At 64.6% G+C, this 24,955-nt stretch carries 23 protein-coding genes; 15 read left to right on the top strand and 8 right to left on the bottom strand.

Features of this window, described 5'->3' with window-relative positions:
- Window positions 1-3 precede the first annotated feature (3 nt).
- The gene (locus tag SPH52_RS10190; RefSeq protein ID WP_411794908.1) at window positions 4-615 is read right to left on the bottom strand and encodes a PQQ-dependent catabolism-associated CXXCW motif protein; all 612 of its coding nucleotides are present in this window, start codon (window positions 613-615) and stop codon (window positions 4-6) included.
- A 130-nt stretch (window positions 616-745) separates the two neighbouring features.
- Here SPH52_RS10190 and SPH52_RS10185 point away from each other — a divergent pair, with 130 nt between their 5' ends.
- From SPH52_RS10185 to SPH52_RS10175, 3 genes are read left to right on the top strand one after another with little or no spacing between them, the layout of a single operon-like run.
- Complete coding sequence (locus SPH52_RS10185) at window positions 746-1,804, top strand: ABC transporter substrate-binding protein (RefSeq protein ID WP_411794907.1); 1,059 nt, start codon at window positions 746-748, stop codon at window positions 1,802-1,804.
- Window positions 1,801-2,562 carry an ABC transporter permease gene (locus SPH52_RS10180; protein WP_411794906.1) on the top strand — a complete coding sequence of 254 codons (762 nt, stop codon included), beginning with the start codon at window positions 1,801-1,803 and terminating at the stop codon, window positions 2,560-2,562. Before SPH52_RS10185 ends, SPH52_RS10180 begins: the two co-directional genes overlap by 4 nt.
- Window positions 2,555-3,211: an ABC transporter ATP-binding protein gene (locus SPH52_RS10175; RefSeq protein WP_411794905.1), complete on the top strand. Its 657-nt coding sequence runs from the start codon at window positions 2,555-2,557 to the stop codon at window positions 3,209-3,211. Before SPH52_RS10180 ends, SPH52_RS10175 begins: the two co-directional genes overlap by 8 nt.
- On the opposite strand, the gene SPH52_RS10170 is transcribed toward SPH52_RS10175, so the two are convergent.
- From SPH52_RS10170 to SPH52_RS10150, 5 genes are read right to left on the bottom strand one after another with little or no spacing between them, the layout of a single operon-like run.
- Entirely contained in the window at window positions 3,208-4,014 is an 807-nt protein-coding gene (locus SPH52_RS10170; RefSeq protein WP_411794904.1) for an ABC transporter permease, read from the bottom strand. The two genes, SPH52_RS10175 and SPH52_RS10170, sit on opposite strands and share 4 nt — an antisense overlap.
- Window positions 4,011-4,736, bottom strand: a complete 726-nt coding sequence (locus SPH52_RS10165) for an ATP-binding cassette domain-containing protein (RefSeq protein WP_411794903.1) — start codon at window positions 4,734-4,736, stop codon at window positions 4,011-4,013. The genes SPH52_RS10170 and SPH52_RS10165 overlap by 4 nt, the downstream gene beginning before the upstream one ends.
- On the bottom strand, window positions 4,733-5,716 hold the full coding sequence (locus SPH52_RS10160) for a YVTN family beta-propeller repeat protein (RefSeq protein WP_411794902.1): 984 nt from the start codon (window positions 5,714-5,716) through the stop codon (window positions 4,733-4,735). The genes SPH52_RS10165 and SPH52_RS10160 overlap by 4 nt, the downstream gene beginning before the upstream one ends.
- 33 nt (window positions 5,717-5,749) lie before the next feature.
- Window positions 5,750-6,934: an ABC transporter substrate-binding protein gene (locus SPH52_RS10155; RefSeq protein WP_411794901.1), complete on the bottom strand. Its 1,185-nt coding sequence runs from the start codon at window positions 6,932-6,934 to the stop codon at window positions 5,750-5,752.
- Between the two features lie 32 nt (window positions 6,935-6,966).
- Window positions 6,967-7,425 (bottom strand): copper-binding protein, encoded by a 459-nt coding sequence (locus SPH52_RS10150; RefSeq protein WP_411794900.1) that lies wholly within the window; start codon window positions 7,423-7,425, stop codon window positions 6,967-6,969.
- Window positions 7,426-7,714: 289 nt separating this feature from the next.
- Here SPH52_RS10150 and pedF point away from each other — a divergent pair, with 289 nt between their 5' ends.
- The 9 genes from pedF to SPH52_RS10105 all read left to right on the top strand — a co-directional run bounded on the left by pedF (window position 7,715) and on the right by SPH52_RS10105 (window position 17,232).
- On the top strand, window positions 7,715-8,173 hold the full coding sequence (gene pedF / locus SPH52_RS10145) for a cytochrome c-550 PedF (protein ID WP_411794899.1): 459 nt from the start codon (window positions 7,715-7,717) through the stop codon (window positions 8,171-8,173).
- An 82-nt stretch (window positions 8,174-8,255) separates the two neighbouring features.
- Window positions 8,256-9,239 carry a substrate-binding periplasmic protein gene (locus tag SPH52_RS10140; protein ID WP_411794898.1) on the top strand — a complete coding sequence of 328 codons (984 nt, stop codon included), beginning with the start codon at window positions 8,256-8,258 and terminating at the stop codon, window positions 9,237-9,239.
- A gap of 5 nt (window positions 9,240-9,244) precedes the next feature.
- A complete protein-coding gene (locus SPH52_RS10135; protein ID WP_411794897.1) occupies window positions 9,245-10,051 on the top strand; it encodes a quinoprotein dehydrogenase-associated SoxYZ-like carrier in 807 nt (268 codons plus the stop codon).
- A gap of 2 nt (window positions 10,052-10,053) precedes the next feature.
- Window positions 10,054-11,001, top strand: coding sequence for a quinoprotein relay system zinc metallohydrolase 1 (locus SPH52_RS10130; protein WP_411794896.1), 948 nt, complete (start codon window positions 10,054-10,056; stop codon window positions 10,999-11,001).
- Between the two features lie 273 nt (window positions 11,002-11,274).
- The gene (locus tag SPH52_RS10125; protein ID WP_411794895.1) at window positions 11,275-13,056 is read left to right on the top strand and encodes a PQQ-dependent methanol/ethanol family dehydrogenase; all 1,782 of its coding nucleotides are present in this window, start codon (window positions 11,275-11,277) and stop codon (window positions 13,054-13,056) included.
- Window positions 13,057-13,327: 271 nt separating this feature from the next.
- On the top strand, window positions 13,328-14,848 hold the full coding sequence (locus tag SPH52_RS10120; RefSeq protein WP_411794894.1) for an aldehyde dehydrogenase family protein: 1,521 nt from the start codon (window positions 13,328-13,330) through the stop codon (window positions 14,846-14,848).
- Window positions 14,849-15,004: 156 nt separating this feature from the next.
- On the top strand, window positions 15,005-16,033 hold the full coding sequence (gene adhP, locus SPH52_RS10115) for an alcohol dehydrogenase AdhP (protein ID WP_411794893.1): 1,029 nt from the start codon (window positions 15,005-15,007) through the stop codon (window positions 16,031-16,033).
- Window positions 16,034-16,180: 147 nt separating this feature from the next.
- On the top strand, window positions 16,181-16,792 hold the full coding sequence (locus SPH52_RS10110) for a methyltransferase (RefSeq protein ID WP_411794892.1): 612 nt from the start codon (window positions 16,181-16,183) through the stop codon (window positions 16,790-16,792).
- Between the two features lie 20 nt (window positions 16,793-16,812).
- Entirely contained in the window at window positions 16,813-17,232 is a 420-nt protein-coding gene (locus SPH52_RS10105) for a secondary thiamine-phosphate synthase enzyme YjbQ (protein ID WP_411794891.1), read from the top strand.
- 23 nt (window positions 17,233-17,255) lie between these two features.
- On the opposite strand, the gene dauA is transcribed toward SPH52_RS10105, so the two are convergent.
- On the bottom strand, window positions 17,256-19,001 hold the full coding sequence (gene dauA, locus SPH52_RS10100; protein ID WP_411794890.1) for a C4-dicarboxylic acid transporter DauA: 1,746 nt from the start codon (window positions 18,999-19,001) through the stop codon (window positions 17,256-17,258).
- Between the two features lie 137 nt (window positions 19,002-19,138).
- Entirely contained in the window at window positions 19,139-21,184 is a 2,046-nt protein-coding gene (betT, locus tag SPH52_RS10095) for a choline BCCT transporter BetT (protein WP_411794889.1), read from the bottom strand.
- A gap of 482 nt (window positions 21,185-21,666) precedes the next feature.
- On the opposite strand from betT, the gene SPH52_RS10090 reads away from it, so the two are divergent.
- From SPH52_RS10090 to SPH52_RS10080, 3 genes are all read left to right on the top strand, one after another.
- A complete protein-coding gene (locus SPH52_RS10090; RefSeq protein ID WP_411794888.1) occupies window positions 21,667-22,878 on the top strand; it encodes a TRAP transporter substrate-binding protein in 1,212 nt (403 codons plus the stop codon).
- 115 nt (window positions 22,879-22,993) lie between these two features.
- Entirely contained in the window at window positions 22,994-23,590 is a 597-nt protein-coding gene (locus SPH52_RS10085) for a TRAP transporter small permease subunit (protein ID WP_411794950.1), read from the top strand.
- Complete coding sequence (locus SPH52_RS10080) at window positions 23,587-24,906, top strand: TRAP transporter large permease (RefSeq protein ID WP_411794887.1); 1,320 nt, start codon at window positions 23,587-23,589, stop codon at window positions 24,904-24,906. The genes SPH52_RS10085 and SPH52_RS10080 overlap by 4 nt, the downstream gene beginning before the upstream one ends.
- The last annotated feature ends 49 nt before the right edge of the window (window positions 24,907-24,955 follow it).

The raw sequence follows: 24,955 nt of genomic DNA, 5'->3' as shown, positions 1-24,955 counted from the left end.
GCATCAGTGAGTCTCTGGGGGATCGAGATCGGCGAAGGGCGGTGGGCGAGGAGAGACGATCTCCAGGGACTTGCCGGCGGCTTCCCAGCTATCGATTCCGTCACGATACCAGTAAAGCCGTTGAAAACCCGCTTCGGCCAAGCGCTTGACGGCGTTCCATGAGAGCCAGCAATCGGCGCGACACAGCACCAGCACCGGGTAGCTCATGTCGCCACCGCTGGCGGCACTGATTTCACCCAGCAGATAGCCCACCCAGTCGTGGCGGCTGTAATACCAGTCGTCGTCGAGATGACCGAGTCCCGTATTGGGCAGCCACAGCGCTCCCGGCAGCGAGCGGTGAGGATTGGTCTGCAGGAAGCGGCCGTGGAGAAAAGTGAGGTTGATGACGTCGACCACCAGCACCGGCGGTTGCGCATTCAGCAGGGCTTCCACCTGCGCGGTATCCACCGTGATCGCACCGGGTGCCGACGCCGGCGTGGGGCTGCGATAGCGGTCGATGCGGTAGCCGCGCTCCGAGAACAGTCGCGGATCGTCCAGCGCCGTCGCGGCGTGAACGGATGCCGGCCAGAGCGCCGCCAAGAGCAGGGCGGCCAAGTACCGATGCGCGACCTTCATACAGGAATCCCGTGGCGTCATGCCGCTATGGGACCGCCTTTTCTCCTGCTCAGGAATTGAACCTTTGTAGTGAAGCAGGAAGCACGAAAGTACTATTCTGCCGTGTTGCAGGGGCGCATAGTCTGAGAACATGACGAAACGAGACTTGCCTTCGCCCCTGCCGCTGATACGCCTCATGGTCGTTTTGCTGCTGCTGGGAGGCACCGATTCCCTGCGTGCCGAGCTGCCAACGCTACGGCTCAGCGTGCTGCAGTTCGGCACCGCCCACTGGGAGCTCGACCATCTCGAGCGGCGCGGGCTCGACCACGCGGCCGGCTTCGATCTGGAAGTGCGCCTGGTGGCCAACCTGCCGGCCTCGCGCATTGCCGTTTCCAGCGGCGACGTGCACGGTGCCGTGGTCGATCTGACCTGGGTCCAGGCCCGGCACGCGGCCGGTCAGTCCTACCGCTACCTGCCCTATTCATCCCAACTGGGCGACGTGCTGGCAGCGCCCGGCGTGGNGGCCGGTCAGTCCTACCGCTACCTGCCCTATTCATCCCAACTGGGCGACGTGCTGGCAGCGCCCGGCGTGGCCATCGAGTCTCTTGAAGATCTGCGTGGCAAGCGTATTGGTGTTGCGGGCGGCCCCGACAGCAAAAGCTGGGTGCTGTTGACGCGGGCGGCGCAGGCCGAGGGCATCGCGCTCGAGCGCGAGGCCCAGGTTCAGTTTGGCGCACCGCCGTTGCTCAGCCAGGCACTCAAGCGCGGGCAGCTCGACGTGCTGGTGACCTTCTGGCACTTTGCCGCCGAGCTGACGGCCGCAGGCGAGGCCGAAGTGGCGCTGCCCATGGCAGCACTGCTGACACGCCTGGACATTCCCACGGGGCTGCCGATCCTCGGCTACGTCTTCCACGATGGCTGGGCCCGCGAACACGAGGCGCTGTTGGCGCGCTTCGCCGCCGCCGTGGCGCACGCCAAGCGGGAACTTCGCGATGAGCCGGAGTACTGGGCGGCCCTGCGCCCGCTGATGCGCGCCAGCGACGACGCCCACTTCGAAGCGCTGCGCCAGGGTTACGTGCAGGGCATCCCCGAGCCGCTGGACCCGCAGCGTATCCAGGCCCTGCAGCGGCTGCTGGTGTTGACCGGGGTCGAAGCGGACGCGGTAATGCCCGCGTCGCTGTTCGTCCAGGCTGCGGGAGAAGAGCGGTGAGATCCCCGCCGCTGGCCTGCTGGGTCGTCCTGCCCCTGCTGGTGGTCTTCTGGGGGCTGCTGGCCTGGCAGCTCGACACCTCGCTGCTGCCTTCACCGCTGGCGGTGCTCGACACCCTGCAGCGGGAGGCCGCCAGCGGCGAGCTGCAGCGCCACCTGTCGATAACCCTGCAGCGGGTGGCGATCAGCTTCGCCCTGGCCATGGCGCTGGGCGCCCTGATCGGCATCGCCATGGGTCGGCTGCCGCTGATCAATGCGCTGCTCGACCCGCTGTTGGTGCTGCTGCTCAACCTGCCGGCGCTGGTGCTCATCATCTTGCTCTACGTCTGGTTCGGTCTGGTGGAGGCCGCGGCGATCCTGGCGGTGGTGATCAACAAGGTACCCAACGTGGCCGTCACCCTGCGCGAGGGTGCGCGTAGCCTCGACCCGCGCCTGGAGCAGATGGCCCGGGTCTACGACTTCTCTCCCGTCAAGCGGCTGCTGCACGTCTGGGCGCCGCAGTTGTTTCCCTACCTGATGGCGGCAACTCGTGGCGGGCTGGCGCTGATCTGGAAAATCGTCCTGGTGGTCGAGCTGCTGGGCCGTTCCGACGGGGTTGGCTTCCAACTGCACCTGGCCTTCCAGGTCTTCGACGTGGCCGGCCTGCTGGCCTACAGCCTGGCCTTCATCGCCATCGTGCAACTGATCGAGCTGGTCGTCCTGCAACCCTTGGAGCGGCGAGCCTCGCGCTGGCGTCGCTCGGGAGTCGAGCATGCTTGAGTTCTCCGTTCCTCCCGGGCATCCCATCCTGGCGGCCATGACGCTGCGCATCGCCCAGGGCGACCGCATCTGCCTGCTGGGCCCTTCGGGCATTGGCAAGACCACGCTGCTCAATCGCCTGGCCGGGCTGGAGCCGGGGCAGCCGCGCTCGCCACTACGCATCGGCTATCTGTTCCAGGAGCATCGCCTGCTGCCTTGGCGTACGCTGCGCGACAACCTGCGCCTGGTCGGCGTGAGCCGGGACAAGGTCGTTCCGCTGCTGGCGCAGGTAGGGCTCGGTAACGTCGCCGACCTCTATCCCGACCAGCTCTCTCTAGGCATGGCCCGCCGCGCCGCGCTGGCGCGCTGCCTGGCTATTCGCCCCGAACTGCTGTTGCTGGATGAACCCTTCGCTTCCCTCGATTCCCATCGCGCCGTCGAACTCCAGGCGCTGATCCGCGAGCTGCTGCAGCACACGCCGCGCATGGCAATGATCTGCGTGACCCACGAGGTGCGCGACGCCGAGGCGCTGGCCAATCGTGTCTGGTACCTGGCGGGCCGGCCCGCCCGTCTGCGCCATGACGGGCTCCTCGGCGACACGCCTGCCGAGGTCGCGGTCCTGGCCCGGCAATTGGAGGCGCTGGGCCAGGAAGCATCTAGCCCCGCCTAGCCCAAGCGCGTGCCCAGAATTCCTGTACGCTGCGGGCGAAAACCGCCAATCGCCAGCGTGGACAACGCCAGGGTCACGCCCAAGGTGATGGCGATCGCCTCGCCGTTCCACTGCCCGTAAAGGGCGAAGCGCAGCGTCTCCACCGCATGGGTGAAGGGGTTCAGCTGGCACAGCTGGTAGATCCAAGGGCTCGCCTCCTGCATCCGCCACAGCGGATAGAGCGCCGAGGAGAGAAAGAACATCGGGAAGATCACGAAGTTCATCACCCCCGCGAAATTCTCCAGCTGCTTGACCCAGGTGGCGATCAGCAGGCCCAGGGCACCCAGCATCAGCGCGGCCAGCAGCAGCGCCGGGAGTACTGCAAGATAGCCCTCCAGCGGCGGACGCACACCCACCCCCCAGCGGGCGATCAGCAGGAACACGTAGACCTGGATGACCGAAACGCTGCCCATGGCCAGCAGCTTGGTCAGCAGCAGGAAGGGGCGCGGCAGGGGGCTGGTGAGCAAGACGCGCATGGAGCCCAGCTCACGGTCGTAGACCATGGAGAGCGCACCCTGCATGGAGTTGAACAGGATGATCATGCCGCACAGGCCGGGCACGATATAGGTCTCGTAGGTGATGTAGGTGACATAGGGGGGAATGATCGACACCCCAAGCACCATGCGAAAGCCGGCGGCGAATACCACTAGCCACAGCAATGGTCTTACCAGGGCGCTGGCGAAGCGAGTGCGCTGCTGCCAAAAGCGCAGCCACTCACGCTTCTGCACGCCGACGAAGCAGTACCAGTAGTCGCGCGGCGTCATGCGGCCTCCCGGGTCAGGACATGGAAAGTGTCGGTCAGGCTGGTGCCACCGTAGCGCCTGGTCAGCGCTACGCCCGGCTCGTCGGCCAGCAGCCGCCCACGATGCAGGATCAGCACTTGATCCTCGGCTTCGATCTCCTCGATCAGGTGGGTGGCCCACAGCACGGTGAGCCGGCGCTCTTGGCACAGGGTACGAACGTGGGCGTTGAGCGCCGCCCGACTGTCGAGGTCGAGGCCGGCGGTAGGCTCGTCGAGCAGCAGCAGCGCGGGGCGATGCAGCAGCGCCCGAGCGATCTCCACCCGCCTTCTATGGCCGCCATTGAGCTGGCGTACCGGGATGTGGGTGTGCTCGGCAAGTTGCTGGCGCTCCAACTCCTCGCCGCAGCGCAATCGTGTCTCGCCAGGGGAGAGGCCGTGCAGGGCCGCGTGGTACATGAGGTTCTGCATCACGCTCAGGTCCAGGTCCAGGGCGTTGTGCTGGAACACCACCCCCAGGTGGCGCATCACTGCCGCGGGCTGGCGCTTGAGCGAGCGCCCGCCCAGCAGCAGGTCGCCTTGCTGCAGGGCCAGCAAACGCGTCATCAGGCCGAACAGTGTCGACTTGCCGGCTCCATTGGGACCCAGTAAAGCGTGGAAACGGCCGGAGGCCAGCGTGAAGCTGACCTCCTGCAGGACGGGTTGGTGGCGGTAGCGATAGCTGACAGCCTGGGCCTCCATGATCATGACCCGGCCCCCGAAGTGATGCGCACGCCCCAGGGAAAGCGACCCACGTCGATGGACTTGACCACCTCGAGCCTGTCGACGTCGATCACCGAGACGTCACCGCTGACGCCGTTGGTGGTCAGCAGGGTCTTCTCGTCGGGGCTCAGCGCCACCTGCCAGACCCGGGCACCCACCAGCAGGTAGTTGAGCACCTCGAAGGTCTGGGCGTCCACTACCGCGATGTGATTGGCCGGCCCCAGGGCGACGAAGGCGTAGCGACCGTCGGAGGTGAGCTGGATGCCTACCGGCTGCACGCGGTCCTGGTTCACGCCGGGGATGCGGAAGTCGATGGTGTGGATCTCTTCGAGGCTCTCGACGTCGATGATGTGCACCGTGCCGCCGATCTCCGCCGAGGCCCACAACAGGGCGTCGTCATGCGTGAACTCCACGTGGCGCGGGCGGGCGCCGATGACGATGTTCTTCTCGATCTCGAAGGTCTCGGTGTTGATCCAGTGCAGCATGTTGGAGGTTTCGCTGGTGTTCACCGCCCAGCGGCCGTTGTAGCTGACACCCATGCCCTCCGGTTCGATCCCCACTTCGATCTGCGCCAGCACGCGCTTGGTCTCCACGTCCAGCACGGTGACCAGGGCGTCGTCCTCGTTGGCGATGTAGAGGTGGCGGCCGTTGGGGTGCAGGGCGAACTGCTCCGGATCCTCGCCGGAGGGCAGGGTGTCGATCACCTTGCGGGTGGCCAGGTCGATGACCTCGACGGCATCGTCGTCGCTGGCGCAGACGTAGAGCAGGCTCTCGTCGGGCGACAGCAGGATGCCGCGCGGACGCTGACCGACGGGGATGGTGTCGACCACCTCCAGCGAGGCCATGTCGATGATCGAGATGGTGTTGTCACGCTCGTTGGAGACGTAGGCCAGGCTGGCGGCCCACAGCGGCGTGGCGAGGCCCAGCAACAGGCCGAGGGTGGCGAGGCGTGCGGCAATGTTCATGGTCGACTCCTGTATATCGGCAGGGGAGCGGTATCAGCCGCGCAGGCGGCAGCGGCTTTCCGGGCGGTCGTAGCCCAGGGTGTCGAGTTCGGTATGCTGGTGCAGGAAGCCTTCGAAGGGCGCCATCCCGACCAGACTGTTGGGCTGGGCGAGGGGCACCGGCTGGCGCAACTGGCCATTCCAGTCGCGGAAGCTGAGCGGTCGGCCCTTGAAGGCGGCCAGCTCGAACTCGTCGCCGAGCAGGTAGTCGCGCAAGGTCTGCATGTCGGCGCTCTCGGTACGCGTCACCGCCTCGCCCACGGCGCGAATCGCCGCCCAGGCGGCATAGTCGGTGCCGGTCATGTGGCGCTCGGCCTGCTTGTGGAAACGGTTCTGCAGCTGCGCCGCGCCCCAGGCTTCCACCGCGGGATGCCAGGCATCCGCTGCCATGCCCTGGGTGCCGACCACCGGCCGTGGCAACCAGGTGTTGAAGGGCACGAAATCGCCGAAGTCGTTGCGCTCGTCGGCGACGACCACCACGTCGTAATCGGGCCCCTGAGTGAACAGCGGCAGCTCCGCCGAGGCGTTGCGGCGCATGTCGGCTTCGAAGGTCCACTCCTTGTCGGCGACCACCCGCAAGGCGAATTTTTCGGCGGATCGACGGAAGGCGTCGGCCCAGGCCTGGTCGTCGTCGGTCGGGCCGCTGATCAGGAATACCGAACGCCAGCGCCGCCAGTTGAGCCACTGGGCCAGAGCGTCGGTCAGCATGGCGTGACTGGGGGCGGTGTGCAGCAGATAGGGCGAGCAGTCGTCGAGACGCAGCGACACATCACGCGCGCCGGCGTTGAACAGCAGGGCCCTGTCACCGGCAAGCTCCGAGGCCTGACGCAGGGTCTGGGCCGGGGCATTGATCACGATCAGGGCGATGTCGTCCTCGAGCATGGCGGTGAGCGCTTCCAGCAGCGCCTCTTCGCTCTCGGCGACCACGCTCTCGAGCTCATGGCGCTGGCCGAGAAAGCGGCCGGTACTCAGGTTGTCGCTGATCCCCAGGCGGGCGCCCTGCTGGCCGGCATCCTCGGGCTCGGGGGTCAACTGGGCCAGTGCCGGGCCACGGCCGGGCTGCCACTGCAGGTAGCCGTAGCGAACGTCGAGGCCTTCGGCCTGGGCCAGGGGGGCGAGCAGCAGGCCACTCAAGGCCAGTCCGGAGGCGATACCGCGCATCTGACGGGAAGTGTTCATGCTGAGCTCCTTGTCGCGTGTGAAGGCCGGGGTCAGCGAACGACGAAGGTGCCGGTCACGCCACGCTCTTCGAGTCCGGCACAGGCCCACTCATAGGTGCCAGGGCGGATGGGCACGAAGAACAGCTCGGCTTCGCCCTCACGCTCGAATTCCAGCTCGGTCAGGGTGGGAGCCTTGATCTCGACGTTGCCGACCTCGATCTTGCGTAGCCAGGCATTCTTGAAGAAGCCGGGCGCGACCCAGGCGCACTCCTGCATGCCGGTGGCCTCGATCGCCAGCCGGTAGGATTGGCCGGTTTCCAACTGATGCTCACGCACCGATACGCCAAGCATGCTCTCGCCGGTACCGATCACCAGGCGCTCCAGGCGTTCCGGCTGGGTGGCCAGGTCGCCGGCTGCCAGGGCAGCGCCACTGGCCAGGCCGAGCGCCACGGCCAGCAGTGTCTTGAAAGCAGGGCGACGTGCGGCAGAGGGGATGTGAGCAAGGGACATGTTGTTGTTCTCCTTCGGGTGGCAAGACCGCTGGCCGCTTGGCCATGTCGACCAGTTCAGCACTTCGCCCGGTTCCGTCCCATGACACCATGGGGCCTTTGTTCTCCTTCCAAGGGCGTAAGACGGTAGCAGTGGGGGAAGAGGGGACTAGTACCAAGGGAGGACGGCGAAAGGCCGGAAAGTGGCGATGCGGGGGCGTCGCTGTGCTGCCTAGACTCGACTCAACCTGCCGTGGGCCAGGCGGTCTGCGGCATTACCCGAACGAATCGCCAGAACAACAGGTGCCCCCATGCGCTCCATGACCCTTCCCGCTGCCACGCTTGTCTTCTCCGCCCGTCGATCCGCCGGCGTCATCCTTGCCAGCCTCCTGCTGGTCGCTTCCGGCGCTGCCCTGGGGCACGGCGATGTCACGCCCCAGGGGGTCGATACCCAAGGTTTGCCCGAGCTGGGTGAGGCGCCGCTGATGGATAACCCCTTCCGGTCCGGCAACCAGCACGCCGAGGACCATGACATGGCCGTACAGGTGGGTGAACGCGGCTATGCCGGCAACTGTGCCGTCTGCCACGGCATCCAGGCCAAGTCGGGCGGTCTTACCCCGGATCTGCGCGAACTCGAGGAGTGGGACGACGAGTACTTTCTGCAGCGCGTGCTCAACGGCACCGAGCGGGGCATGCCCTCGTTCAAGGCGAATCTCGACCAGACCGCCATTTGGGCGATCAAGACCTACATCGAGTCGGTAACGCCCTGAAGGAAACACTGCGCATTTGTTCAGCGTTTCCTGAGAAGGGGTAAGCCGCTGCTACCAGCTACTGCCTGGGAGGGAGTGCATCATGTGGAAGCGTGTCGTGTTTGCGTTGGCGCTGCTGCTTTTCCAACTGCCGGCCTGGGGAGAGACGCTCTCCGCGGTTGCCGTCGAGGTCGCCATCACCGAGGTGGCGGTAAGCAACCCCGGCGCCGAGCTGTTACGGCGCCCGGCGCTGCGTAATCTCGATGAGGTCATGGCATCTGGCCATATCAACATCGGGCTGTACGAGGAGTTCCCTCCCTACTCCTATCGTGACGAGACCGGCGAGGCGCGCGGCATCGATGCCGAGATCGGTCGTGCCATCGCCGAGGGGCTGGGCCTGGAGTTCCGGCCGTTCTGGATCACGCCAGGCAGTAGCCTGGGACGGGACCTTGGCAACAACGTCTCGCGTGGGCACTACCTGCGTCCGACCCAGGTGGCCGACGTGATGCTGCGCGTGCCCTACGATCGCAACTTCTCCTACCTGCGCGACTCCACTGGTGAGTACATCAACAAGAGCGTGGTGATGTTCGGCCCTTATCAGCGCGAAGAGTGGGGCATCGTTTACGATGCCGGTCGGTTGGACGGAGGGGCGACGCTGGGCAGCTTTCGTCACCAGCGCATCGGTGCGGAGTACGACACCTTGCCGGCCACCTATCTGACCGCCGCATTGGGTGGCCAGCTGCGCGACAACGTGCGCCATTATCGCAATGCAGGCGACGCCTTTGCCGCCATGACAGGTGGCGAAGTGGCCGGCGTGATGGCCATGCGCGGCGAACTCGAGTACTTCGTGGCCCAGTATCCGGAGCACGACTTCCGCCTCGCTGAGGCGGTGTTTCCCGGCATCTCCCGCCAGCGCTGGGACATCGGCATGGCCGTGCGCGACAACCATCGCCAGTTGGGATATGCGATCGAGGCGATAGTGGATCGAGCAGTGCGCGACGGCAGCCTGAGCGATATCTTCCAGGTCCATGCCCTCGATTACCACGCGCCCGACTTCTACGCCGAGATCCTCGGTCCGGCGGAGTGATGCCCATGCTGCGCATTCGACTTGGCAAGACAGGCTGGCGTAACGGGCTCCTCGGCATGGCGTGCCTGGTGGCGATGGCCGCCAACGCCGCCCCGCCTGACGACCCCTACCGTTCACCGATGTGGCGTTACAACCTGGATCGCTACCTCGGCGAAGGCGCCGTCGTTCGACATAGCGATCAGGTGGTGCTCAAGGTGCCGCACTTCGCCGAGGACGCCACCCAAGTGCCCTTGACGGTGGATCTCTCGGGGTTCGAGCCGGCCATCGAGGAGATCGTCACCTGGGTGGATTTGAACCCGGTACCGCATCTCTTCAGCGTGCGGCCCGAGGCCGCCGAGGTGCGAGTCATCGCGCTGAATTTCCGCATTCAGCAAGCCTCGACGCTGCGCGCCGCGGTGCGCGACGATGAGGGCAACTGGCATATCGGCAGCGCTCACGTCGAGGCGGCCGGTGGCGGCTGCACCGCCCCCAGCGCTGCCGCCAGCAATCCCGATTGGTCAGCCAGTATCGGCCAGATCCGCGGGGCCTTGTTCTCTCCGCTCGGCGAGCAGGCTGGAACTCGCGTCAAGCTCCAGATCATGCACCCCATGGATTCCGGCATGGTTGGAAATATTCCGCGCTTCAATATCGAAAACCTGGAGCTACGCAATGCAGCCAGCCAGGTGCGCCTCGCCAGCATGACGCTATCCGAATCGGCATCCGAGAACCCTCTTTTCGTCTTCGACCTGGAGCACGAAGGGAAGGAGGACGGCATCACCCTGTGGATGCGTGACAATGGCGGTAACGTCTTCGAGAGCCGGCTGGGAGGCTGATCATGCGCTATCTGATCCCGCTTTACATCAGCCTGGTCCTTGGCTGTCAGGTTGCCTTGGCAGATGACTACCGGTATGCGCTCAAACCGGTGGAGATCGCCCCGGGCGTATGGATCATCGAAGGCGAAACGGAGGATTTTTCATCCGACAATGGAGGTAATATCGTAAACATTGCCTTCATTATTACCGAGCAGGGCGTAATCGTCTTCGACACGGGGCCTTCATGGCGCTATGGCGAACAGCTGCGCGAAGCGATCGCCGCAGTGACCGAACTTCCCATTACTCACGTGCTTCTTTCCCATCATCATCCCGACCATGTCTTCGGCAACCAGGCTTTCGATCCGGAGATGCTCTACGCCCTGGAAGGTACCATTCTGCGCCTCGCTGAACAGGGCAACGACTTTGCCGAGAACCTCTACCGCACGCTGGGCGACTGGATGCGTGGCACCGAAGTCGTGCTGCCCACCCGGAGGGTGACGCCCGGACGAATGATCATCGGCGGCCGGGACATCGAGCTGATTGCCATGAGCGGCCATTCCGGGGCCGATCTGGTGCTGATGGACCATGCTTCCGGCGTATTGCTGGCCGCCGATATGCTCTTCTATCAGCGAGCTGCGACCACGCCACACACACCGGGCCTCGCCGTCTGGCGCGAGGAATTGCGCGAACTGGAATCGCTCGACTTTCGCTACCTGGTGCCCGGCCACGGTCCCTTGATCGAGGGCCGAGCCCCCTTCGAGCAGATGCACGCCTATCTCGACTGGCTGGACGATACCTTGAGGGAGGCGGCAAGCCAGGGCCTGACGGCAAGTGAAGTGATGGGGTTGCCGATACCTGAGCGGTTCGATGAAATTGCCATGACCCGCCACGAGTTGATACGCAGCGTCAGCCATCTTTATGGGCGCTATGAGCGAAAGGCGCTCGAACTGATTGACGAGGGAGGGCGGTAGCAGAAAGCGAATGACTTGACGGTATATGTCGAACATGGCTCTTGCCATTCTTTTTTCATCTGCGGATGGGAAAAGGGTGGCTTTTTTCTTTTTTTATCCAGACTGAGGCATCGATTGCGGTAGGTCGTACGACCAAGAGAGGAGGAAAAGTCGTCCCTGTTGGCCATGGCTGGGCAAGCCTGGATGGAACAGATTGTGAGGCGAAGCGCCAGCCCGAAGGCGCTGGACTCGAACAACAATCCTGTCGACCCACTGTCCCCCTCGGAGAGCGTCATGACCCAATCGATCCCTTTCGGCAAGCTGGCCATGCCACTTGCCCTGACGGCCATCACCGTTGCAGTTTCCATGCATGCCCAGGCCGTTACCTTCGACGACATGCTCAACGATCACTTGACCACTGACCAGGTAGTCACCAACGGCATGGGGCTGCACGGCCAGCGTTATAGCCCGCTGGCGACACTCAATACCGACAACGTTCATCAGTTGCGACCGGTGTGGGCCTTCTCTTTCGGTGGTGAGAAACAGCGTGGCCAGGAGTCGCAGCCTCTGGTCAAGGATGGCGTGATGTATGTGACCGGTTCCTACTCGCGACTCTGGGCCGTGGACGCTCATACCGGTGAGGAGATCTGGCAGTACGAGGCGCGACTGCCCGACGGTATCATGCCCTGCTGTGACGTGGTCAACCGTGGCGCCGCCATCTATGGCGACAAGATCTATTTCGGCACGCTCGATGCGCGCCTGGTGGCCCTCGATCGCGAAACCGGGAACGTGCAGTGGATCAAGCGAGTGGCCGACTATGCAGCGGGACACGCGATCTCGGCGGCACCCATCGTCATCGATGGCAAGTTGATCACCGGGGTGGCCGGGGGCGAGTTCGGCGTAGTGGGCACCATCTATGCCTTCGACGCCGAGACCGGCGACGAGCTGTGGACCCGGCCGGTGATCGAGGGTCACATGGGCTACGTGTACGAGAACGGCGAGCCGGTAGAGAACGGTATCACCGGCGGCGAGGCGGGACTGACCTGGCCGGGCGACATGTGGCAGCAGGGCGGTGGTGCGCCCTGGCTGGGTGGCTTCTACGATGCTGATACCCATAGCCTGCTGATCGGCACCGGTAACCCCGGACCCTGGAATTCCCATCTGCGTCCGGGTGACAACCTCTACACCTCATCGCGGCTGGCCATCGATCCAGACGATGGCACCATCAAGTGGCATTTCCAGGCAACGCCCAATGACGGCTGGGACTACGACGGCGTCAACGAGGTGATCTCCTTCGACTACGAAGAGAATGGCAGCCTGGTCAAGGCCGCGGCCACCGCGGATCGCAACGGTTTCTTCTATGTGCTCAATCGCGAGAGCGGCGAGTTCATCCGTGGCTTCCCGTTTGCCGACAAGATCACCTGGGCGGAGGGCCTGGACGAGAGCGGCCGGCCCATCTACAACCCCGCAGGGCGCCCGGGCAACCCGGCCGACAGCGAAGGCGAACGGGGAGAAACGGTGGAGGCGTATCCGGCCTTCCTCGGCGCCAAGAACTGGAATCCCATGGCCTACAGCCAGGATACCGGGCTTTTCTACATCCCCTCCAACGAGTGGATGATGGACATCTGGAACGAACCGGTCTCCTACCGCAAGGGGGCGGCCTACCTCGGGGCAGGGTTCACCATCCGACCCACCAACGACGACTACATCGGCGTGCTGCGTGCCGTCGACCCGCGCACCGGCGAGGAGGTGTGGCGACACGAGAATCGCGCACCGCTGTGGGGCGGCGTGATGACCACCGCCGGCAACCTGGTCTTCACCGGTACGCCCGAGGGTTACCTGAAGGCATTCGATGCCGCTACCGGCGAGGAGCTGTGGAAATTCAATACCGGCTCGGGCGTGGTCGGCACGCCGATCACCTGGGAGATGGAGGGCGAGCAGTACGTCTCGGTGGTTTCCGGCTGGGGCGGCGCGGTGCCCCTGTGGGGCGGCGAGGTGGCCGAGGTGATCAAGAACTTCAACCAGGGCGGCATGCTGTGGACCTTCAAGCTGCCGGGTGAGTACGCGGCGCAATAGCTCGCTGGGCCTGCCGGGCCTGCACGGGCCCGGCAGACTACGACCAAAGACCCTCCCCAATGCCCCCCAAGGGAGGATGAGGTACTCACCCCAAGGTTATCTACACTGCGAACTGAGGCCGGCCAACACCACTTGGCAATCACTGGCGCGCCGGACGAGGGAAGCAAGGAACCCATGTCGCACACAGCATATTGGTGGTCCGTGAAAGCTGCAGTCATCGCTGCCTTCCGCCGCCACTGAGCAACAACAACGCAACCCAGGAGCATGCATCATGATCTACGCCAATCCCGGTCAGTCCGGTTCCGTCATTACCTTCGAACAGCGCTACGGCAACTATATCGGCGGCGAGTTCGTGCCCCCGGTCAACGGCCAGTACTTCGACAACGTCAGCCCGGTCAACGGTGAGGTGTTCTGCCAGATTCCGCGCTCCACCGCCGAGGACATCGAGAAAGCGCTGGACGCTGCCCACGCCGCCGCACCAGCCTGGGGCAGGACCTCCGCCACCGAGCGCAGCAACATCCTGCTCAAGATCGCCGATCGTATCGAGCAGAACCTGGAAATGCTGGCCGTTGCCGAAACCTGGGACAACGGCAAGGCGGTGCGCGAAACCATCAACGCCGACATTCCGCTGGCCGTCGACCATTTCCGCTACTTCGCTGGCTGCATCCGCGCCCAGGAGGGCACCGCGGCCGATATCGACGCCAATACCGTCTCCTATCACTTCCACGAGCCGCTGGGCGTGGTGGGGCAGATCATCCCGTGGAACTTCCCGCTGCTGATGGCGGTATGGAAGCTGGCCCCGGCGCTGGCCGCCGGCAATTGCGTGGTACTCAAGCCCGCTGAGCAGACTCCGGCCTCGGTTCTCGAGCTGATGAAACTGATCGGCGACCTGCTGCCCCCGGGCGTGGTCAACGTGGTCAACGGCTATGGCGCCGAGGCGGGCCAGGCGCTGGCGACCAGCAAGCGCATCGCCAAGATCGCCTTCACCGGCTCCACTCCGGTGGGGGCGCACATCCTCAAGTGCGCCGCCGAGAATATCATTCCCTCCACCGTGGAACTGGGCGGCAAGTCGCCGAACATCTACTTCGCCGACATCATGGATGCCGAACCGGCTTTCATCGAGAAAGCCGCTGAAGGCCTGGTACTGGCCTTCTTCAACCAGGGCGAGGTGTGCACCTGTCCGTCGCGGGCACTGATCCAGGAGAGCATCTACGATTCCTTCATGGCCAAGGTCATGGAAAAGGTGGGGCAGATCAAACGCGGTAACCCGCTGGATACCGACGTTCAGGTCGGAGCCCAGGCTTCCCAGGAGCAGTTCGACAAGATCATGTCCTACATGGACATCGCTCGCGAGGAGGGCGCCGAATTCCTTACCGGCGGCAACAAGGAGAGCTTCGACCCGGCTTACGACAAGGGCTACTACATCCAGCCGACGCTGCTCAAGGGCAACAACAAGATGCGCGTGTTCCAGGAGGAGATCTTCGGCCCGGTGGTGGCGGTGACCACCTTCAAGGACGAGGAAGAGGCGCTGGCCATCGCCAACGACACCGAGTTCGGCCTCGGGGCCGGCGTGTGGAGCCGCGACATCAACGTCGCCTTCCGTATGGGCCGCGGCATCCAGGCCGGCCGCGTGTGGACCAACTGCTATCATCAGTATCCGGCGCATGCCGCCTTTGGTGGCTACAAGAAGTCCGGCGTCGGTCGTGAAACCCACAAGGTGGCACTCGAGCACTACCAGCAGACCAAGAACCTGCTGGTCAGCTACGACATCAATCCGCTCGGTTTCTTCTGAGCCACCATGCAGTGAACCACGCCGTCCGGCCCTGTCGGGCGGCGTGCTGCCTTTTTCTAGAGAGTGGCCAACCACTCCAGGCCCTGGCGATTCCGTTGGTTCCGTCGTTCGGCAACTGCCGTCCGACACGACAGGCTAGATAAGGAGAGCAAGGCAATGGACAAGACGATGAAAGCCGCCGTGGTACGCAAGTTTGGCGAGCCGCTGGCCATCGAGGAGGTGGAGGTGCCACGCCCCGGTCCCGGTGAGGTGCTGGTCAAGATCGCCGCCTCGGGGGTATGCCATACCGACCTCCATGCCGCCCACGGCGACTGGCCGGTCAAGCCGAGCCCACCTTTCATTCCCGGTCACGAGGGCGTGGGCCATGTGGCCGCCGTCGGTGCCGGCGTCAAGCATGTCAAGGAGGGCGATCGCATCGGCGTCCCCTGGCTGCACTCCGCCTGTGGCCACTGCGAGCACTGCCTGGGCGGCTGGGAGACCCTGTGCGAGTCGCAGAAGAACACGGGTTATTCGGTCAATGGCGGCTTTGCCGACTATACCCTGGCGGTGGCCGATTATGCCGGCCACCTGCCGGACAACGTCGGCTTCGTCGAGATCGCACCGGTACTGTGCGCCGGCGTCACCGTCTACAAGGGACTCAAGGTGACCGACACCCGCCCCGGCCAGTGGGTAGTGATCTCCGGCGTCGGCGGGCTGGGCCACATGGCGGTGCAGTACGCCAAGGCCATGGGTCTCAACGTGGCCGCCGTGGATATCGACGACGCCAAGCTGGCGCTGGCCGAGCGCCTGGGTGCCAGCGTTACCGTCAACGCGGCCAAGACCGACCCGGTGGCCTATCTCAAGAAGGCCATCGGTGGCGCCCATGGGGTGCTGGTCACGGCGGTGTCGCCCAAGGCCTTCGAGCAGGCCCAGGGCATGGTGCGCCGGGGCGGCACCATTTCACTCAACGGCCTGCCGCCCGGTGACTTTCCGCTGCCTATCTTCGAGACCGTACTCAACGGCATCACCGTGCGTGGTTCCATCGTCGGCACCCGCCAGGATCTGCAGGAGTCGCTGGACTTCGCCGGTGAGGGCAAGGTCAAGGCCACGGTGAGCACCGATCGTCTCGAGAACATCAACGATGTCTTCCAGCGCATGCTCGACGGCAAGATCGAGGGCCGTGTGGTGCTGGACATGGCAAGCTGAAGGTTGCTCTCTCGTCGCCAGCAATGGCGACTTCAAGCGCGGCTCGTGCCGCGCTTTTTTTATCGCCACGACCCTTAAATTTTAACGCCACTACAAGAGCAGGGAGCTTTGCTTCATCATTCGCCCTTCGCATCGGGGGAATGGGACATGGAGCTGGAGGACGACGACCTTCACCAACAGCGATGGCTGCGAGTTGCGTCCTTGCTGAAAGGGAGCGGCGCGCGCCGGGTGCTCGATCTCGGCTGTGGTTCCGGGGGGCTGCTGCAGTACCTGCTGCGCGAGCCTCAGTTCGAGCAAGTGGCGGGGCTGGAACTGTCGGGGGAGTTGCTGGCGCAGGCCAAGATGCGCCTGGAGCGGCTGCCGGCTGCATGCCGCGAGCGCCTCACCCTCGTCTGTGGCTCCTACGCCGAACCGCATACGTCGTTTGTCGGCTTCGATGCCGCCGCCATGCTCGAGACCATCGAACACGTTTTACCGGGCAACCTGTCGCAGGTGGAGCGAGCCGTCTTTGGCACGCTGCGCCCCGGCCTGCTCGTGCTGACAACCCCCAATCACGACTACAACCCTCTGTTCGGACTGGCGCCTGGTGAGTTTCGCGACCCTGACCACCGCTTCGAGTGGACGCGGGATCGCTTTCGCGACTGGGCGCGGGGTGTCGCCTATCGTAACGGCTACCGGGCCGCGATCTCGGGCATTGGCGAATGGCACCCCGAGCTCGGCCAGCCCACGCATCTGGTACTGTTCGAACGCAAGGATTGAGTTATCGAGGAGAGCGTTCCATGTGGCATCAACGGGAACTGCACCTGGCCCCGCGCTCGCGGGGCTTTCATCTGATCACCGACGAAGTGGCCTCGGCGCTGACGGAGTTGCGTGAGGTGAGGGTGGGGCTGCTGCACCTGCAGCTGCTGCATACCTCGGCCTCGCTGACGCTCAACGAGAACGCCGACCCGGATGTGCGACATGATCTCGACGCCTTCCTGCGCGAGCGCATCCCTGGCGACCTGTCCTATTTCCGCCATACCCTGGAAGGGCCCGATGACATGCCGGCCCACGTCTGCGCCAGCCTGCTCGGCACCCAGCTCACCCTGGCGGTGCGTGGCGGTCGCCTGGCGCTCGGTACTTGGCAGGGGCTCTGGCTCGGCGAGCATCGCGACCACGGCGGTGCGCGACGGCTGATTGCCACGCTACAAGGGGAGTGAGAAACCGGCAGTTGAGCGCCGCTTCAGTCGGCCGGCACGGCCAGCCAGCGCTCTGCCAACCGCTTGGCCTGGCGCGGGTCGCGCACGGCTGCCAACTGGCCGGCCTGGCGCTTGACGCCGGCGCGCTTGAGCTTCACCACCATGCGCGCCGGCATGCCGATGAAGATCAGCCCAACCTGGCGCGCGCGCAGCTCCTCGACCAGCGACTGCAGGGCGACGATGGCCGTAGCGTCCAGGCTTGGCACGTCGCGCATGTCGAGCATCACCACGCGCACCTCGGGGTCGACCACCCGCAGCGATGAGACGGCTTTCTCTGCGGCGCCGAAGAACAGCGGTCCATTGACGTCGTAGAGCGCCACCTGGCGAGGCAGGTCTTGGCTCTCTTCGTCACTGCCGGGTTCGAGGCGGCGGGCGTGGGTCAGGTCGGCCATACGGCGGATGAACAATGCCGCCGCCAGGCCGATGCCCACCGCTACTGCCAGCACCATGTCGAACACCACCGTAAGCAGGAAGCAGATCACCAGGATTGCCACGTCGCTGCCCGGCGCGCTCTTCAGGATATGGACGAAGTGGCGCGCCTCGCTCATGTTCCAGGCGATGACGAACAGCAGGGCGGCAAGCGCGGCCATCGGTACCAGGGCGAGCACGCCGGCCAGTGCCACCACCGCCAACAACACCACCAGCGCATGGACTACCGCGGCCACCGGCGAGAAGGCGCCGCTGCGAATGTTGGTGGCCGTACGCGCAAGCGCCGCGGTGGCGGTAATGCCGCCGAAGAACGGTGCGGCGATATTGCCCAGCCCTTGGCCGATCAGCTCGGCGTTGGGGTCGTGGCGGGTGCGGGTCAGCCCGTCGGCCACCACCGCGCAGAGCAGCGACTCGATGGCTGCCAGCATGGCGATGGCCAGCGCCGGGCCGAGCAACTCGCGGATCAGGGCGAAATCCACCGTGAGCGGAGCCCCGTCGGCCCCGGGCAACCGCCAGGGCAGCAGCAGATTGGGGGCGAAGGGCGGAATACCGCTGCCCGTCTGGCCTTGGTACTCCCAACTGAAGCGCGAGGCGATGGTCTCGATCTCGACGCCCAGAGGGGACACGGCCAGTGCCGCCAGCGTGCCCACCGCCAGGCCGACCAGCGGCGCCGGCACCGGCAGCTTCACGCGCGGCCACAGGATCAGCGTGGCCAGCGTGAGCAGCCCGATACCGAGCTCGGCCGGCGCCAGCGAGGGGGCGGAGCGGACAATGGCTGCCAAGTTGTGCAGCGTGCTGTCGCCGAGCGCGACGCCTTGGAGCCCGAGGAAGTCGGGTAGCTGCAGCAGGGCGATCACCACGGCGATGCCGGCGGTGAAGCCGAGCACCACCGGGTAGGGCACGAACTGGATCAGGTTTCCCAGCCGCGCCAGCCCCAGCGCCACCAGGATCAGTCCCGCCATCAGCGTGGCGATCAATAGCCCGCCAAGGCCATGGCTGGCGACGATGGGAAACAGGATCACCACGAAGGCGGCGGTGGGGCCGGAGATGTTGAAGCGCGAGCCGCCGGTCAGCGCGATGATGGCTCCCGCCACGATGGCGGTATACAAGCCGTGCTGGGGCGGTACTCCGGTGGCGATGGCCAGCGCCATCGAGAGCGGCACTGCGACGATGCCTATGGTCAGGCCGGCGAGCAGGTCGCGCTTGAGTTCGGCCAGGCCATAGCCCTGACGCCAGGCTGCAAGCAGGGCACTGCCGGGCAGGGGCGGCCGATAGCGGGGAGCGTGACGTGGACGGGACATGGCGATACCGAAAGAGGCGCAAGGTAACGGTAACGTTACTCCTGCATATTGCGCTGCCACAAGCCGGCCAACGTCTATGACGCAAACAAAACGGCGGCACCCGAAGGGTGCCGCCGCGAGCGGAGCAAGAGAGCGGATCAGGCTGGGCTGGCATCCGCCGGCGGTTCGCCCACCGCACCCGGCATGGCCTGCACGTTGCCGCCCTGGCCGGCCAGGGCCAGGAAGTGCAGGTGGCGCTCGTATTCCGAGAGCACGTCGGCGATCACCTGGCCGCGGGTGAAGCCGTTGAGGTCCTTCTCCTGGCCGCCTTCGGCCAGATAGACGTCGAGGCGTACGTAATAGTCGTCGTCCGCCGGCAGGAAGCTTGGCGTGCGCATGCGGTGCGGGCACACCTGATAGACGAAGCTAGCCGCATTCTCAAGATCCACCTGCAGGGTCAGGCAGGGCAGCGACTCACCCTCGAGCAGCTCCTCGGTCACGTTGGCCTCCTGGCCCCGGCTCTCCAGCTCCTGGGCGAACTGTGTCAGCGCCGGACGGATGGCATGCTCGATGGTGGCGGCAGCACCCGCACGGTTGGAGATGTCCAGGGCACGGTCGAGGCGCTCGCGCCAGTCGCCACCCGGTGCGGTGCCGGCAATGCGGCGGCGCGCCTCGGCCTTGCTGCCCTCCAGCTTGAGCGCCTTGTACATGCCGTACATGATGGCGAATATCACCAGCGAGAAGGGCAGGGCGGTGATTACTACGGCGCTCTGCAGTGCCGCCAGGCCTCCCGCCATCAGCAGTGCCACGGTTACCAGGCCGATCATTGCCGACCAGAAGATGCGCAGCTTGATCGGCGCGTCATGGTTAACGTCCGACAGGATAGAGGTGAAGTTCGCCAGTACCAGCGCACCGGAGTCCGCCGAGGTAATGAAGAACACGATGCCCAGCACGGTGACTACGGCCGCGGTGACGCCGACCCAGGGATAGTATTCGAGCAGCGTGTACATGGTGGTCTGCGGAGTGTTCAGGGCTTGCTCGCCGAGTTCGACGATTCCCTGATTGGCCACCAGTTCGATACCGCTGTTACCGAAGACCGACATCCATACCATCATGAACGCCAGCGGAATGCCCAGCGCCCCGGCGACGAACTGGCGGATGGTGCGCCCGCGCGAGATACGCGCCAGGAACAGGCCGACGAAGGGCGTCCAGGCGATCCACCAGCCCCAGAAGAAGATCGTCCACCACATCTTCCATTCGTTGGCCTCGTCACCGGCGAAGGCGTAGGTGTTGAAGCTCATGGCCACGAAGCTGGAAAGATAATCGCCGGCGTTGTTCACCGCCATGTCGAGCAGTTGCAGGGTGTGGCCCTGAAACAGCACGAACAGCAGCAGCGCGAGCGCCAGCAGCATGTTGAACTCCGACAGCCGGCGGATGCCCTTCTCCACGCCGCTGACCACCGAGATGGTGGCGAGCACCACCACCAGTGCGATCAGGATGACCTGCACCGAGAGGCTCTCGGGCACGTCGAACATGTAGGCCAGCCCGTAGTTGAGCTGCATGACGCCGATGCCGAGGCTGGTGGCGATGCCGAAGACGGTGGAGATCACCGCTGTGATGTCCACCGCATTGCCGATGGGGCCATGGATGCGCTTGCCGAGCAGTGGGTAGAGCGCGCTGCGAATGGCCAGCGGCAGGCGATGGCGATAGCTGAAGTAGGCCAGTGCCATGCCCATCAGCACGTAGAGTCCCCAGCCGGAGAGCCCCCAGTGCATGAAGGTCTGCACCACGGCGGCGCGCATCGCCGCCTGGCTCTCTGGCTCTAGGTCCGGCGGTGCCAGGTAGTGGGCCACCGGCTCGGCGACGCTGAAGAACAACAGGTCGATGCCGATGCCGGCGGCGAACAGCATCGCCGCCCACGACAGCGTCGAGAATTCCGGTCGGGAATGGTCGGGGCCGAGGCGAATGCGACCGAACCGCGACATGCCGATGGCGACCACGAAGACGAGATAGGCCACGACCGCCAGCATGTAGTACCAGCCGAAGGTTGCGCTGACCCAGGCCAGGCCGGCGTCGAAGAAGGCGCCAGCCTGTTCGGTGAAGGTCATGGTGAGGACGAGGAAGACCAGGATGCCAGCCACCGAGCCGTGGAAGACTACGGGGTTGAGCCGGTCGCGCCGTCCGTTGGGTAGGTTCTGCGCCATGCAGGCAAACTCCTTTACGAAGTGAATGCACCTTCCCGCCGATTCCCTGCCGAGGCGCGCTTAGGATTGTTCCTCACAATCGAAAGCACACCTGAGTACTGCCCAATGTTTCAGACCTGACGGACCATCGAAGGCCACGCAGCCGTGGAGGCCATCATGTGCCGTAGGGGTAGGAGGTCAGGGCTGACGACTTCATGGCGGGAAGTCGCTCTTATTTTTGAATGAACGTTCAAATAAAATACGCGGTTTGCCTGGGGCCTTCAACCCTGCGTTAACAGATTCGGCAGGAACGTTAACTGAACATAGGAAACATCGCTTGCGCCTGCGCTTACCCCAGCTATACCTGATGTAACCGATTGCGCCTGAGGGAAGCGTGCCTAGTGTCAGCATCGGCAGGGAGGCTCTCGGGATGTCTGTGCGAGCGGACAACGATGGCTCGCGCAGCCAGAAGTACAACGATAATAAGTTCTCTGGAGTATCTGATGGCTCAAGACAAGAATACGCCCACGGTCCAGACCGACGGGCAAATCGCCAGCGAGATCAAGTCCACCAGCAACCCATCCACCGATACCTCGCGTCGCCGTTTTCTCACCGGTTCGGCTGTCGCCGTGGGGGCGGGTGCCGCAGCTGCAGTGGGTTTCCCCAGTATCGCCGTGGCCCAGACCACTACGCTGCGCTTCCAGAGTACCTGGCCCAACCAGGACATCTTCCACGAGTTTGCCGCTGACTACGTGCGCATCGTCAACGAGATGTCGGGTGGCCGCCTGCGGCTCAACCTGCTACCGGCCGGTGCCGTAGTCGGGGCGTTGCAGTTGCAGGATGCGGTCATTTCCGGGGCGCTCGATGGTGGCCATGGCGTGACCGCCTATTGGTACGGCAAGCACAAGGCCTTCTCGCTGTTCGGCACGCCGCCACCCTTCGGCTGGGATGCGCACCAGTTCCTCGCCTGGTTCTGGAATGGCGGCGGTATGGAGCTCTACAACGAGCTGCTGACCAACCTCGAGCTGCCGCTGGTGGGCTACCAGACCGGCCCCATGCCGACCCAGGCACTGGGTTGGTTCAAGGAGCCTATCAGCAGTGCCGATGACCTGCGTGGGCTCAAGTACCGCACCGTGGGCCTGGCTGCCGACGTGATGCGCGAGTTCGGTGCGGCGGTGACCATCATGGGCGGTGGTGACATCGTGCCGGCCATGGACCGCGGCCTGCTCGATGGTGCCGAGTTCAACAACCCCTCTTCTGATCGCCTGCTCGGTTTTCCCGACGTCAGCAAGACCTGGATGCTGCGCAGCTATCACCAGGACTGCGAGGCCTTCGAGATCATCTTCAACAAGACCAAGCATGACAGCCTGCCCGAGGAGTTCCAGGCGATCCTGCAATACGCCGCCAAGGCGGCTTCCTCAGAGATGTACTGGAAGGCCATGGAGCGTTACCCGCGGGATCTCATCGCCATGCGCGAGCAGCAGGGGGTACAGACCTACATCACGCCCGATTCGGTGCTGCAGGCGCAGCTCGAGGCGTGGGACAGGGTGATCGAGAACGAGTCGCAGGATGCGTTCTTCAAGAAGGTGGTCGATCACCAGCGCGAATACTGCGACCGGGTGGTGGGCTACCACCTCGAACACACCACACCCAAGCAGCCTGCCTATGAACACTTCTACGGCAAGTCACCCACCGATACCTCCACCATCCTGTGAGCCGCCGGGCCCGCTGGGCCCGGCCAATCATGTTGCCCCGGTGCAGGACGTTGCCGGGTTTCGTGTCCGTCTCTGCGTCGCCCCGGTGGGTGGCGCAGAGAGGTGAGAGGTGACCATGCGTTTCGTGTTCTTCATCGACCATCTCAGCACTTGGGTGGGCAAGGCCTTCGCCTGGGCGATCCTGATCCTGACCTTCGTGGTGAGCTATGAGGTCTTCATGCGCTATGCCCTGAGGTCGCCGACCACCTGGGCCTATGACACCAGCTACATGCTCTACGGCACGCTGTTCATGATGAGCGGGGCCTATGCGCTGGCTCACAACGCCCACGTACGTGCCGACGTGGTGTCGCGCTACTTCCCCATCCGCGTGCAGGCGGGATTCGAGCTGGCGCTCTATCTGCTGTTCTTCTACCCCGGCATTCTCGCCCTGGTGTGGAGCGGCTGGGACTTCTTTGCCGTCTCCTTCCGGCAGAACGAGCACAGCTCCTTCACTCCGGGCGGACCGCCGATCTGGCCCTACAAGTTCGTGATACCCGCTTGCGGCGCCCTCCTGGCGCTCCAGGGACTGGCCGAGGTGGCCCGCTGCATTCTGTGTCTCAAGCATGGCAAGTGGCCGCGACGGCTGGAGGACGTCGAAGAGATAGAGATTCCCATCAACAAAGAGGCCGAGATCAAGGCCGCCCAGCAAGCGTCAGGAGACAAGCAGCCATGAGCGAGCCGGAAATCGGAATCCTGATGCTGGGCATGCTGGTCATCCTGATCATGCTCGGCTTCCCCATTGCCTTCACGCTGATCGCCATGGGCATCGGCTTCGGCTACTTTGCCATCGGCGACATCATCTTCCCGCTGCTGGTACAGCGTGCCTATGGCGTCATGTCCAACGACGTGCTGATCGCCGTGCCGCTGTTTTTGTTCATGGGCTACATGGTCGAACGGGCCAACATTCTCGACCGTCTGTTCGGCAGTCTGCAGCTCGCCGCACGGGGCATGCCGGCTTCGCTGGCCGTGGCGAGCCTGATCACCTGCGCGTTGTTCGCCACCGCCACCGGTATCGTCGGGGCCGTGGTGACGCTGATGGGGCTGCTGGCACTGCCGGCGATGCTCAACGCCGGCTACGACAAGCGTATGTCGAGCGGCGTGATCTGCGCCGGGGGCTGTCTTGGCATCCTGATCCCGCCAAGCATCATGCTGATTCTCTACGGGGCGATGGCGGGGGTTTCGGTGGTGCGCCTATATGCTGCTGCGCTGATACCAGGGCTACTATTGGCCGGGCTCTATATCCTCTATGTGATGGGGCGGGCGATGATCAATCCGAAGGTCGCGCCCAAACTGTCGGCAGAGAAGCTCAATGTGCCCCTCGGTCAGGTCTACTGGGGACTGCTGACTTCGTTCGTGCCGCTGTTCGTGCTGATCATGGCGGTACTGGGGGCGATCCTGTTCGGGCTGGCCACGCCCCACGAAGCGGCCGGTATCGGGGCGCTGGGCGCCATGCTGCTGGCGGCGGCTTACCGCCAGATGACCTTTGCGCGGCTCAAGGAGGCGGTGTTCCTCACCGCACGCACCAGCGCCATGGTGTGCTGGCTGTTCGTCGGGTCGTGGATCTTCTCGTCGGTGTTCTCGTTGCTCGACGGCCACTCGCTGATCGAGCACTGGATCAGCGGACTGTCGCTGACTCCGCTGCAGTTCCTGCTGCTGGCCCAGTTGATGATCTTCATCCTCGGCTGGCCGCTGGAGTGGACCGAGATCATCATCATCTTCGTGCCGATCTTCTTGCCCTTGCTGCACATGTTCGGCATCGACCCGCTGTTCTTCGGCGTGCTGGTGGCGCTCAACATCCAGACCTCGTTCCTCACGCCGCCCATGGCGATGTCGGCCTTCTACCTGAAGGGAATCTCGCCCAAGGGTATCGAGCTCAACGACATCTTCATCGGCATTGCACCGTTCCTGCTGATGGTGTTCGTGGCCATGTTCATCCTCTACATGGTGCCGGGCATCGTGTTCTGGCTGCCAGGCGTCCTCTATAACTGAGTCTTGCTGGCGGTGGTAAACGCAGCGGGCCCGGCATAGTGCCGGGCCC

Origin of the sequence: Halomonas sp. A29, from assembly GCF_046723295.1 — a bacterium.
Lineage (GTDB): Bacteria > Pseudomonadota > Gammaproteobacteria > Pseudomonadales > Halomonadaceae > Halomonas.
The sequence above is the reverse complement of the archived record's forward strand: the minus strand, read 5'-3'. Positions and strand labels throughout refer to the sequence as shown.

Coding starts and splice junctions, on each gene's coding strand:
- SPH52_RS10085 (WP_411794950.1), top strand. CDS start 22,994: ATGCGTTTCGTGTTCTTCATCGACCATCTCAGCACTTGGGTGGGCAAG.
- SPH52_RS10160 (WP_411794902.1), bottom strand. CDS start 5,716: ATGAACATTGCCGCACGCCTCGCCACCCTCGGCCTGTTGCTGGGCCTC.
- SPH52_RS10120 (WP_411794894.1), top strand. CDS start 13,328: ATGATCTACGCCAATCCCGGTCAGTCCGGTTCCGTCATTACCTTCGAA.
- pedF (WP_411794899.1), top strand. CDS start 7,715: ATGCGCTCCATGACCCTTCCCGCTGCCACGCTTGTCTTCTCCGCCCGT.
- dauA (WP_411794890.1), bottom strand. CDS start 19,001: ATGTCCCGTCCACGTCACGCTCCCCGCTATCGGCCGCCCCTGCCCGGC.
- SPH52_RS10170 (WP_411794904.1), bottom strand. CDS start 4,014: ATGACGCCGCGCGACTACTGGTACTGCTTCGTCGGCGTGCAGAAGCGT.
- SPH52_RS10140 (WP_411794898.1), top strand. CDS start 8,256: ATGTGGAAGCGTGTCGTGTTTGCGTTGGCGCTGCTGCTTTTCCAACTG.
- SPH52_RS10090 (WP_411794888.1), top strand. CDS start 21,667: ATGGCTCAAGACAAGAATACGCCCACGGTCCAGACCGACGGGCAAATC.
- SPH52_RS10105 (WP_411794891.1), top strand. CDS start 16,813: ATGTGGCATCAACGGGAACTGCACCTGGCCCCGCGCTCGCGGGGCTTT.
- SPH52_RS10125 (WP_411794895.1), top strand. CDS start 11,275: ATGACCCAATCGATCCCTTTCGGCAAGCTGGCCATGCCACTTGCCCTG.
- SPH52_RS10190 (WP_411794908.1), bottom strand. CDS start 615: ATGAAGGTCGCGCATCGGTACTTGGCCGCCCTGCTCTTGGCGGCGCTC.
- adhP (WP_411794893.1), top strand. CDS start 15,005: ATGGACAAGACGATGAAAGCCGCCGTGGTACGCAAGTTTGGCGAGCCG.
- SPH52_RS10135 (WP_411794897.1), top strand. CDS start 9,245: ATGCTGCGCATTCGACTTGGCAAGACAGGCTGGCGTAACGGGCTCCTC.
- SPH52_RS10130 (WP_411794896.1), top strand. CDS start 10,054: ATGCGCTATCTGATCCCGCTTTACATCAGCCTGGTCCTTGGCTGTCAG.
- SPH52_RS10175 (WP_411794905.1), top strand. CDS start 2,555: ATGCTTGAGTTCTCCGTTCCTCCCGGGCATCCCATCCTGGCGGCCATG.
- SPH52_RS10080 (WP_411794887.1), top strand. CDS start 23,587: ATGAGCGAGCCGGAAATCGGAATCCTGATGCTGGGCATGCTGGTCATC.
- SPH52_RS10165 (WP_411794903.1), bottom strand. CDS start 4,736: ATGATCATGGAGGCCCAGGCTGTCAGCTATCGCTACCGCCACCAACCC.
- betT (WP_411794889.1), bottom strand. CDS start 21,184: ATGGCGCAGAACCTACCCAACGGACGGCGCGACCGGCTCAACCCCGTA.
- SPH52_RS10150 (WP_411794900.1), bottom strand. CDS start 7,425: ATGTCCCTTGCTCACATCCCCTCTGCCGCACGTCGCCCTGCTTTCAAG.
- SPH52_RS10110 (WP_411794892.1), top strand. CDS start 16,181: ATGGAGCTGGAGGACGACGACCTTCACCAACAGCGATGGCTGCGAGTT.
- SPH52_RS10155 (WP_411794901.1), bottom strand. CDS start 6,934: ATGAACACTTCCCGTCAGATGCGCGGTATCGCCTCCGGACTGGCCTTG.